The organism is Brevibacillus brevis (assembly GCF_900637055.1).
Lineage (GTDB): Bacteria > Bacillota > Bacilli > Brevibacillales > Brevibacillaceae > Brevibacillus > Brevibacillus brevis.
On record NZ_LR134338.1, the window covers coordinates 1,967,730 to 1,978,147 of the forward strand.

A 10,418-nucleotide genomic window follows, 5' to 3' on the forward strand; every position below is an offset into this window, starting at 1 on the left:
AGGAGGCAACACAACAAAGGATTTGATAAATGGAGGAAACAATAATCGGTTTGGAGGCGTTGGGCTACGAAGGCGGTAAATTTCCTCCAGATTACTACATCGTTGTTGATAGTGAGATTATCATGTTGCCGTATTTTTCAAGCAGGTCGGCAGGCATGGGCTTACTAATTGAAGCAGTTGGACAGAAGCAAGATATTTATTTGAAAGTAGAAGCCGATCCTCATGGTGGTTACGAGGCTGGTGCTTGGGACGAAAGAGAATGGATCAACGAATCGATCTCCTCAAGTTTAGCAGAGCACGCTGTATGCCTTGCTTTCTGAAAGCTAAGCTTTTTTTGCATTGCCATCTCATACAACCGCTGGTAGGTTAAACAGCTAAGCACTAGTAGCCCTCAGTTGAAATATTGACGTTTTAAAGTATAAGGAAAGGGGAGAACAAGATGAGTAGCAGGAACAAAAATGAAAGTATTACGCCGAGTATTTTTAGAGTGGTATGAGGGAAAGGAATTTACTGAGAGATTAGAAGACAAGGAGAGGCACACGGGTTAAAGCAACCCTGTGTTTTTTTATTTGGGGCAATTGGAGCGAATTTTGGTGCGAAAACGTTAGATAAATGCTGTCGTATCAATGGTTTTGACTATATTGGGTTATCGGAGACCACCAAGTGATTCCTCTTGAAAGGGTGGTGGTCGCTAGTTCGAACCTACCAGAATAAAAATAAGAAAACTCTTGAGAAATACTCATCGTGGGGTGGTAAGTGGGTAGGATTAAAGTGATTTTTTTTCAAAAATCATACTTCTGCGCCCAGTGGCGCTTGAACGCTCAAAATGTAAAAACTGGTAAATTCAAGCAGGAATCTGTCGTTTCTAGGAGAATATAACACTCAATAAGTAATTGAGGTGAAAAAGTTAAATGCTGTTCGTCCTGTTTTCAACATTGGAATACCTCGCAATATTTGCTCTTATGACTACGCTATTTAGGTTTGGTTTTATGGTGCATATCAACCGGATTCTCTTTGTGAGCCTAGTATTAATGCTTTTCTCGTTTGGGCTGCGACAATTTACGCCGTATGGAGACTATGCAACCATAGCCCAAGTCGTCATAATTTTTGGGGCATTAATCCTGGTATGGAACGTGAATTGGGGACATGCTGCCTTAATGACCATGATAACAGCAGGAATCTACTTGGGGATTCAGATGATGGAAGTGTTCTTCCTGACCGTCATAGGGACCCTAGAGACAATTGAATCGTTAGAGGATCGAACCATCAACACAGGGTTCATATTCCAAACAATCTCCGCATTACTTACCTTTGCATTATGCTATGGACTTAGGAAATGTAGACTGCAATTTACATTTGTCAGAGACGGAGCGCCTTTCTCTCTTTATCATAGAATCAACATGGTGATTTTGTCACTGATCATTGTAACAGGTGTATTGATAACAGTCTTGTTTAAATTAGCAAGTACATATGGAATTGCTTCCTTAGTGTGGATTTTCTTTGGAATGGCAATCGGAATCACGATACTGGCATGGCTGGCTATAAAAAGGGATGGGGAATATGATTGAAACTCTTGCTGAAAGAATAGCCATACAACTAAAGTCGATCAACCCACATGAAACAAAGTCAGTCCCTACCATGAAATTTGGGTTAATCCTTATCATCAACATGCTTCTCATCATTACGATTAGCCTTACCCTTTCACTCATGATAGGGACATTTCAAGGAACATTGATCACATTGGCCGGATTTTTAGTACTACGCCAATTTTCAGGAGGATTTCACTATTCATCGTCTGTCTACTGCACCATGACAAGTATTTCAGGAGCTGTATTCATCCCTCTCATTACCCTACCTAATGATTTTGTCACCCCAATTATTATTATCACATTAATCCTAGTAGCACTTTTTGCACCGCAAGAAATGGAAATGCAATCACGACTATTCAAACAGAATCAGACTTTGCTCCTCAAGACCATCTCCATTATCATCGTCAGTACATTATTTTTCATAGAAAGCGAGACACTGGTTAAGACTTTCTTTGTGCAAGCACTGACGCTAATTCCACTGAAAGGAGGTGGAAAAGATGAAAAATAAAGCGATGATGTTCGTAGCGAAATATGTTTCTGCAATTGCTTCATTTGTTGCGGTACTGGCAGTATCTACAGCATCCTTTGGTTTCGTGGGGAAACCTGAAATTCCAGAAGAATTAAAGAAATAAGGAGCCATGAACGACACAGACAATTTCTCACGTCAAACGGGGAAAACTGGTTGTCCCATTGCGCTTTTGTAAATCCTCATTTTTTTAAACAGATCATCTCGTGTATGATTGTATTGTACTTATCGACGGCTTCTTTCAGATCGTTCTCATTATCTCAACCCCTTGGTAGACAAGGGGTTTCTTATTTTATTGCGCCTGGTTCATTGGCGTAAACAACGCTGTTTTTTGAATCGTGAATGAATCCAAGCAGGCTGTCTCTTAGACGGAAAATCGACTTTTGAGACAGCCGCTTATTGTTTTTACAACGCTTAACGATTAATGAAACTTGGAAAGAGCGAATTTAGCTGTAAAATTCATTTTTTTCATATAGGAAGAATTCGCACCTGCTTGAAATTGTACAGAAATATTTCCGTCTTTTTCTGCTTGGAATACGCGTCCGTAAGGTGAATTAGCTTGGTATGTACCAATTACTTGATTATCCGCATTAAAGACTGTATAAGAAATCGGGAATCCTGAATTGTTTACAAAAATCGTAAGCTCTTCTCCCTTTTTAAGCGGAAAGGATTCTTTTTGCGTCACTTCGTATGAACTCAGAGAATAGTATTTCGTAACTTCTTGAAGGTCTAAAGTCGTAGTTGCTGCGCTAGCTTTTGAGACTTCCAATCCTGGCAAATTTGCCCCCGAAAGTACTGCAATTCCTAATGCCCCTGCTAAAATGGCTTTTTTCATCATCGTAATGCCTCCTTTTTTATTCATCCATAATGAAAGTAAATATTTGGAAATTATAACCATTATAATCTCGTTGAAAATGATTATCAATAAATATTTTTTTGCCTCTCACGGCGTGATAAACAGGGCATAAAAAAAGAGAGTGATCCAATTGAATCAACATCCCCGGACAAAACTCCTCATTCTCAGCGCACAACCTCTCTGTAAACCCAGGGTCCTCCTGCGCCAGAAACTTAAAATAACAAACAATTTCATGATTCCTTACAGCTAAACTATTCAACTGAAAACCCAACAAATACTCCCGATCCACATGGTAGTACAATCCTTTCTACGTAAACGGAGGCGGATACTTTTGATCGGGGAATGTAGGAAAAAAGTCGTGAACATTTACAATGCGTAGACTATTTGCAACGACTTTATTGAAGCGTAAAGCGCAGTGGGGTTCACCAATACGCGGACTGCCATAGGTATAAACAATTGGTGCCTAAACTTCGTGTTTAAGCGCAATATTTAAGGCTGCCAGCACAGCCAGAGGGCCACCGTAGTTGTGTCCAGTAATAAACAGCTTTTTTGATGCTGAAAACTGATTTATTTTTCTGATGAAACGTTCCAGTGTTGATTGATAAAGACATGTGATTCTCTGCATCTGCAAAAGCCGGAATGGTATATCGTAGTCGAAAACCTTTGGATGACTACATATCGGACAGGATGGAAGGTTGCAATGACGAACTATATAGAGGTGTGGAAGAAAAAGGAAAGAGGGCGCGTACGCACGCTCCCCTTTTACAAAGGCTTTGAAAGGATTTCAATTCCCACATCAATTGTTTTCTCTACTCCCATAAAGGTTAAAAATATTTTTGCCCTATTTTTGTGCTTATCCACTTTTTTGATGATGCCTTCCAGTCCTTTTAGGGGACCAGATTCGACGATCACCTTTGAATTTTCCAGATAAACTTTTGAATAATCGACAACCTCACCGTTTCCCATGAGTTGGAGTATCGGGGTGATTTCTTTTTCGTCAATGCTCGAATAATAAGTGCCCTCATCTTGCGAATAGTAACTACCGTTATTGACCAAACGCAAACTTCTAGGAATTTTTTTGATTTTATGGAACATTTCGTTAGTCATTTCAGTCTTAATCAGTACATATCCAGGAAAAATATTCTTCATGACATTATACACAATGCCTGACTTTTTCTCAGGAACCAATCTCTTCGGTACAACGGACAATAATGATTGCTCATTAAAATAGAGTCTGAGGTATTTTTGAACGACTTCTTCTTTTCCGGATTCTACGAAGATAGCATACCATTTCAAGGTGGGTAATCCTTTCATTATGAAGTGTATTCGCAAGTATCTAGACCGCGCTAAGTTTCCCCAAAAAATAGGAATGATGTAGTAGATATCTTTTTAAAAAACTGTGGTAGTATACTAAATATATCCAATTCTTTCGTATTGTGCAATAAATGTGATATTATGGTATTAATAGAAAAATATGGATATCAATCTAAGAAAGTTTCTTATCAAAAGGAAAATCCCTTAGGGAGTTTAATCGATGTTTCGGCACGTTAAAGGAACGTAGGGAGGACATACGGAGAAACAGTAGTGTGTAATGTTTATTTACCCACGAACTGGGGAAGCTCTGCCCTTTGGCATAGTAGGAGAACGAAAGGCGGAGATTGGATTGCATGTGTTTCCACAGATCTCTACGAAAGAATTCGTTATAAAAGGGATAGATAGAGAGTTTCGTGCCAGTTTGTGCATGGGCTACTTTTCAGTTCCCGCAGATTTTTTAAAAATAGTAAAATTCCTGCACCCGAAAGAATTTGAGTACTATTTTCATCTGGAGTTTGAGCGGAGAGTAAAAAGCTACCTGACTGGGAGATATGTCGCCAAACGAGCCGTTTCGTTTCTGACCGGAGAAGACAGCTTAGACCGAATATGTATTGAACAGGGCATTCTTCATCACCCTGTCGTGAACCTACCGAATTCAACCCATCTCCAAGTGAGTATCACCCACTGTGATGATCTTGCAGCTGCCATTGCTTTTTCGGAGGAGCTGCCGATGGGGATTGATATAGAGAGAATTAGCGTTGATAGAAATAAAGTTCTAGAGACGCAAATGACTGTGAAAGAGAGCAACTTGTTTTCGTACTTGCCATATTCCTATGAAACGACCCTCACTCTTTTCTGGACAGTCAAGGAAGCGTTATCCAAAATTTTGAAGACAGGCTTAACAACTTCTTTTCATATCTATGAAATAAGCCAAGTGGAGGCAAGGGACGGGATTGTTTATAGCCTTTTTGAAAACTTTCCTCAATACCGGACGGCATCCTTTATCCTAGGTGACTTTGTGTGTTCAATCACCTACCCGAAAAAGACAGAGTGGAGTGTTGCTGTAGTAAAGGATGTACTTCAGGAAATAGAATACTCCATGATAAATCGCTTATGAATTCCCCGCAAGCGGTCAATTGACCAGGCTGTGGGGAGTTTTCTTTATAAAAACCTTTTATAAAAACAAGGGGTGCATCATACATGGAAAAGCCTGTTGTGTTTATGTTTTCTGGACAAGGGTCCCAGTACTATCAGATGGGGAAAGACCTTTTTGATCAGAATCCGGTATTTCGCAAATGGATGCTTAGGTTAGATGAAAAGGTACATTCCCTGATCGGGGAGTCTGTCCTTGCCCAGTTATATGATGACACGAAGCGTCGAGACGACATATTTGATCGCACCCTTTATACGCATCCCGCCATTTTTATGGTGGAATATGCTCTGGCCCAGGTTCTCATGGAAAGCGGAATAAAGCCCGACTATTGTCTAGGGAGTAGTTTGGGGGAGTTTGCGGCGGCGGCTGTGTCTGGGGTCATGCCTGTGGAAGAATTGCTGCAACTCGTAGTTGAACAAGCCACCCTTTACGAAACGTATTGTCAGAAGGGAAGTATGCTTGCGATTCTCCACAATCCCGATTTGTATTATCAAGACCCGCTATTGCATCGAAATAGTGAGTTGGTAGCGGTGAATTTTCATTCGCATTTTGTCATTGCCGGGAGCAGTCATCAGCTACAACGTATAGAGGATTATGTGAAAGGCAAGGGGATTATTTGTCAACGACTACCCGTATCGTATGCTTTTCACTCCGCTTACATCGATCCGGCTGAACCACATTATCGAGAGGTATTGAAGCATAAATCATTTGGAATTCCCCAGATTCCCTTTGTATCGGGTGTTCATGGTGAACTCATGAAGGAACTGCCAGCTGACTACTTTTGGCAAGTAGTAAGAAAACCGATGCAGCTTCCAAAAGCTGTCCAAGAGCTGGAGGAACACCAAAGCTACATCTATTTGGATTTGGGACCTGCAGGAAATTTAAGTAATTTTACAAAGCGAAATCTGCGGCAAGATTCTCAGTCAGAATGCCACTCAATCATCACTCCTTTTAAAAAGGATGGCGAAAATGTAGAGCACATCAAGCAGCTATTTTCAAATAAAACAAGTAGAAAGGAAGGCAGAAAAATGACCACATATGTTTTCCCAGGACAGGGCTCCCAAATAAAAGGAATGGGGGGCTCTCTTTTTGATGAGTTTCCAGAAATAACGGCCAAGGCTGATCAGATATTAGGTTATTCCATCAAAGAACTATGTCTGCATGATCCAGACAAACAGTTAAGTAAAACCCAGTTTACCCAGCCGGCTTTGTACGTGGTAAATGCGCTTAGCTATCTGAAAAAAGTGAAGGAAACCGGGAAAAAACCTGACTATGTGGCGGGGCACAGCTTGGGTGAGTACAACGCACTTTTTGCATCAGGGGTGTTTGATTTTGAGACAGGGCTGCATTTGGTGAAAAAACGAGGAGAGTTGATGAGTCAGGCCGTCGGCGGGGGGATGGCGGCAGTGATCGGGTTTACTTTGGAGCAAGTGGAACGCGTATTACATGAAAATAATCTAACTGGCATCGATATTGCCAATCACAATTCTCCCTCCCAATTTGTGATTGCTGGTCGGAAAGAAGATATTGACCGTGCCAACCCTGTTTTTCAGGAAGCGGGGGTAAAAGTATACATACCGCTAAAGGTGAGCGGAGCATTCCATTCCCGTTACATGAGCGATGCGAAGCAACGCTTTGAGGACTATTTGAATCAGTTTGCGTTTTCCAGTATGAACATCCCTGTGATATCAAATGTTCACGCAAGACCCTATAAACAGAGCGATGTGAAACGAAATTTGGTTGAGCAAATTACTCACCCAGTAAAATGGAATGACAGTATTCGATATCTCCTGGCCTTGGGGGAAAACGAAATAGAAGAAGTAGGCCCTGGTACTGTGCTGACCAAATTAGTTACTACAATCCGAAATGAAGCAGAGCCGCTGGTCATAGAAGAGGAAGAAGAGAAAGATAACCTGGAGCAAGAGCTATCGAACAGCATGGAGCAGCCAAAAGGGATTACCGCTTTTTCACTGGGAAATCAGCAATTTAAACAGGACTACAAACTAAAATATCCCTACCTGGCAGGAGCGATGTACAAGGGAATTTCATCGGAAAAGCTGGTCATTAAAATGGGGAAAGCCGGGATGATGGGCTTTTTCGGAAGCGGTGGCTTACAGCTAGATAGAATCGAGCGTGCGATCCAACAGATTCAACATGAATTACAGCAAGGCGAGCCGTATGGGATGAATTTGTTGCATCATCCAAGTGACCCATCCATGGAAGAAAGAATCGTTGATCTGTATCTTGCCTATCAAGTGAGGGTGATGGAAGCGTCTGCGTTTATGGCGATTACCCCCGCGTTGATCATCTATCGGGCCAAGGGGTTGAAACGAGGGATGAACGGGCATGTAGAGGCGGCCAATAAAATTTTTGCCAAGGTATCACAGCCTGAGGTAGCGGAAGCTTTTTTAAGTCCCGCACCTGAGTACCTGATAGAAAAATTGGTGCAAGAACATAAGCTTACGAGGGAAGAAGCGAGTCTGTTACGAGAAGTTCCGATGGCGGATGAGTTAACGGTGGAGTCCGATTCTGGAGGAAATACCGATCACGGTGTAGCTTCTGCTTTGATGCCAGCGATGATCAGGCTACGAGATAACATGATGCAAAAGTATGGATACCGTAAGCCGATCAGAATCGGGGCAGCGGGCGGCATTGGAACTCCTGAGGCTGCTGCGGTCGCTTTCATGCTTGGGGCGGATTATATTGTCACAGGTTCGATTAACCAGTGTACAGTGGAGGCAGCGACCAGCGAGTCGGTGAAGGATTCGTTGCAGTTGGCCAATGTTCAAGACACCGAGTATGCCCCAGCGGGTGAAATGTTTGAAATGGGAGCCAAAATTCAGGTGTTGAAAAAGGGGTTATTCTTTCCAGCGAGAGCCAATAAATTACACGACCTCTATCGTCAATACAACTCGCTTGATGAAATCGATGAGAAAACCAAGCAGCAGCTTCAGGAAAAGTATTTTAAACGCAGCTTTGAAGAGATATATGAACAGATGAAAGCCACTTGCCCGCCTCAGGAACTGAAAAGAGCGGAACGAACGCCCAAATACAAGATGGCATTGCTTTTCAAATGGTATTTTAACCGTTGTTTTGACTGGGCTTTAGATGGAGCCGAAAGCTATAAAGTGGATTATCAGATTTACTGCGGTCCTGCGTTAGGTTCTTTTAATCAATGGGTGAAGGGAACGGCTGTTGAAAATTGGAGAGACCGCCATGTTGATCAAATCGGTGAAATGCTGGTCAAGGAGACGGCCAACCTTTTGAATCAGCGTATCCACGCCTTAACAGGTTCAAGCAAGTAAAAAGGAATGACTCTCAAATAAGAAAGGAACTGCGAAAATGAATTTGGAACTAGTAGAATACCATCCTGAAGGCGTTTCTAGCGAAGCGCCTCTTCTTTTTGTGCATGGAGCATGTCATGGAGCATGGTGTTGGGAAAAAAACTTCCTTCCTTATTTTGCGGATAAAGGTTTTTCTTCCTATGCGCTGAGTCTTCGTGGTCACGGTGAAAGTGACGGCTTTGAAAATCTTCATTCCTACACACTACAGGATTACATGGATGATGTTCTTGAAGTGATCGGGCGTCTAAGAAACAAGCCAGTGCTGATCGGACACTCCATGGGCGGAGGCATAGTGCAGAGGATCTTGCACCAGCATCCAGATATAATCTCGGGTATCGTTCTCGTTGCCTCGATTCCTCCGCATGGGGGGATGCGAGACTTGCTTCGATTGATGTTCAGAAATTTTAAAGAAGCTATGCAATTGTTTACATATAACGAAAAAAGAGATGCTTCACTGCTTGCCAATGTCTTTTTTTCCAAGGAGCTGCCGATTGAAAAAAAGGACGAGTGGGTGAAGCTCTTGCAGCCTGAATCACTAAAAGCAAGAACCGAGATGAATGGAAAAATTGTTCCCAAAACCATCAGTGCAAAAGCTCCGATGCTGGTTCTTGGCTCCAAACAAGATCGGATGATTTCTGAGAAAACAACGCGCCGAATTGGCAAAACATACGGAATCGAACCTGTTTTGTTCCCAAATATCAGTCATGATATGATGCTTGATCCTGAATGGGAAGCCGTTGCTGGTCACATCTTGGCTTTTTTAAACGAATCGATATCGAATGGCGGAGGTAGGGAATAACATGGAAGGTTCTTATCAAATCGCAAACATTGCAACGAATGTTGAGGTAGAAATAGAACGTTTGAAATCTCAGGTGGAGTTGTTTTGGGGGAAAGAGCTTAAGCATTATATCGAGTTTGGTCTGACAGATGGGATGTCGGTCATAGAGCTAGGCTCGGGGCCAGGCTTCGTGATGGAAAAGGTCATGCAGGAGTTTCCAAATGGCAGAGTGACGGGATTGGAGATTGACCCTCTTCTCGTGGATTATTCCAAAAACTATTTGACACAAAAGCAATCTGATCGATTTGAGATCGTCGAGGGATCGATTATGGAAACCGGCTTACCTAGCGATTCCTATGATTTTGCCATTACTCGTCTCGTATTGGAGCATTTACCCGACCCAGTCGGTGCAGTTCGTGAAGTAGCGAGGTTATTAAAACCAGGTGGCAAAGCGGTATTTATCGACAATGATTTCGAGATGCACATCATGACCACCCCACATGTACCAGAATTACGAGAGCTGTATGATGCCTACTGTGCGGCACGCTATGCGGAAGGCGGCAACCCGAAAATCGGTCGTGAACTGCCAACGGTCCTCAAGCAAGGTGGACTTGGAAAAATAGATTTCGAAGTCATTTGCGCTCATAGCGAGCTTCTCGGGTACGAAATGTTTCTAAAGTCGGAGGGTGTAGGCATACCAGTGCAGTTGGTGCGTGACGGTTATTTATCCAGCAAAGCGTTGGGCAAGCTATCAGTTGCATGGCGAAACATGCTGAATACGGAAGGTCATTCTATTCTCAGACAGCTATACATGGCTGTTGGTGAGAAATTGGTGTAGAAGAAAGGGGGGAGTCGAGT

At 42.4% G+C, this 10,418-nt stretch carries 11 protein-coding genes; 8 read left to right on the top strand and 3 right to left on the bottom strand.

All coding sequences use genetic code 11. The features are described from left to right. Positions 1-29: 29 nt before the first annotated feature. From EL268_RS10140 to EL268_RS10155, 4 genes are all read left to right on the top strand, one after another. Positions 30-320 (top strand): hypothetical protein, encoded by a 291-nt coding sequence (locus EL268_RS10140; protein WP_106653694.1) that lies wholly within the window; start codon positions 30-32, stop codon positions 318-320. Positions 321-911: 591 nt separating this feature from the next. Next, entirely contained in the window at positions 912-1,568 is a 657-nt protein-coding gene (locus EL268_RS10145; protein ID WP_106653693.1) for a hypothetical protein, read from the top strand. After that, positions 1,561-2,097, top strand: coding sequence for an accessory gene regulator ArgB-like protein (locus EL268_RS10150; protein WP_106653692.1), 537 nt, complete (start codon positions 1,561-1,563; stop codon positions 2,095-2,097). The genes EL268_RS10145 and EL268_RS10150 overlap by 8 nt, the downstream gene beginning before the upstream one ends. Beyond that, a complete protein-coding gene (locus tag EL268_RS10155; RefSeq protein ID WP_106653691.1) occupies positions 2,087-2,221 on the top strand; it encodes a cyclic lactone autoinducer peptide in 135 nt (44 codons plus the stop codon). Before EL268_RS10150 ends, EL268_RS10155 begins: the two co-directional genes overlap by 11 nt. 315 nt (positions 2,222-2,536) lie before the next feature. On the opposite strand, the gene EL268_RS10160 is transcribed toward EL268_RS10155, so the two are convergent. From EL268_RS10160 to loaP, 3 genes are all read right to left on the bottom strand, one after another. Then, positions 2,537-2,950, bottom strand: coding sequence for a hypothetical protein (locus EL268_RS10160; RefSeq protein ID WP_106653778.1), 414 nt, complete (start codon positions 2,948-2,950; stop codon positions 2,537-2,539). 328 nt (positions 2,951-3,278) lie between these two features. Further along, positions 3,279-3,428 (bottom strand): lipase family protein, encoded by a 150-nt coding sequence (locus EL268_RS33840; RefSeq protein ID WP_331251423.1) that lies wholly within the window; start codon positions 3,426-3,428, stop codon positions 3,279-3,281. A gap of 305 nt (positions 3,429-3,733) precedes the next feature. After that, positions 3,734-4,267, bottom strand: a complete 534-nt coding sequence (loaP, locus tag EL268_RS10170) for an antiterminator LoaP (RefSeq protein WP_106653690.1) — start codon at positions 4,265-4,267, stop codon at positions 3,734-3,736. Positions 4,268-4,640: 373 nt separating this feature from the next. Between loaP and EL268_RS10175 the strand changes: the two genes are divergently transcribed. The 4 genes from EL268_RS10175 to EL268_RS10190 all read left to right on the top strand — a co-directional run bounded on the left by EL268_RS10175 (position 4,641) and on the right by EL268_RS10190 (position 10,398). Continuing rightward, entirely contained in the window at positions 4,641-5,402 is a 762-nt protein-coding gene (locus EL268_RS10175) for a 4'-phosphopantetheinyl transferase superfamily protein (RefSeq protein ID WP_232030372.1), read from the top strand. An 83-nt stretch (positions 5,403-5,485) separates the two neighbouring features. Continuing rightward, on the top strand, positions 5,486-8,743 hold the full coding sequence (fabD, locus tag EL268_RS10180) for an ACP S-malonyltransferase (protein WP_106653688.1): 3,258 nt from the start codon (positions 5,486-5,488) through the stop codon (positions 8,741-8,743). Positions 8,744-8,780: 37 nt separating this feature from the next. Then, positions 8,781-9,581 (top strand): alpha/beta hydrolase, encoded by an 801-nt coding sequence (locus tag EL268_RS10185; RefSeq protein ID WP_106653687.1) that lies wholly within the window; start codon positions 8,781-8,783, stop codon positions 9,579-9,581. A gap of 1 nt (position 9,582) precedes the next feature. Continuing rightward, the gene (locus EL268_RS10190; RefSeq protein ID WP_106653686.1) at positions 9,583-10,398 is read left to right on the top strand and encodes a methyltransferase domain-containing protein; all 816 of its coding nucleotides are present in this window, start codon (positions 9,583-9,585) and stop codon (positions 10,396-10,398) included. The last annotated feature ends 20 nt before the right edge of the window (positions 10,399-10,418 follow it).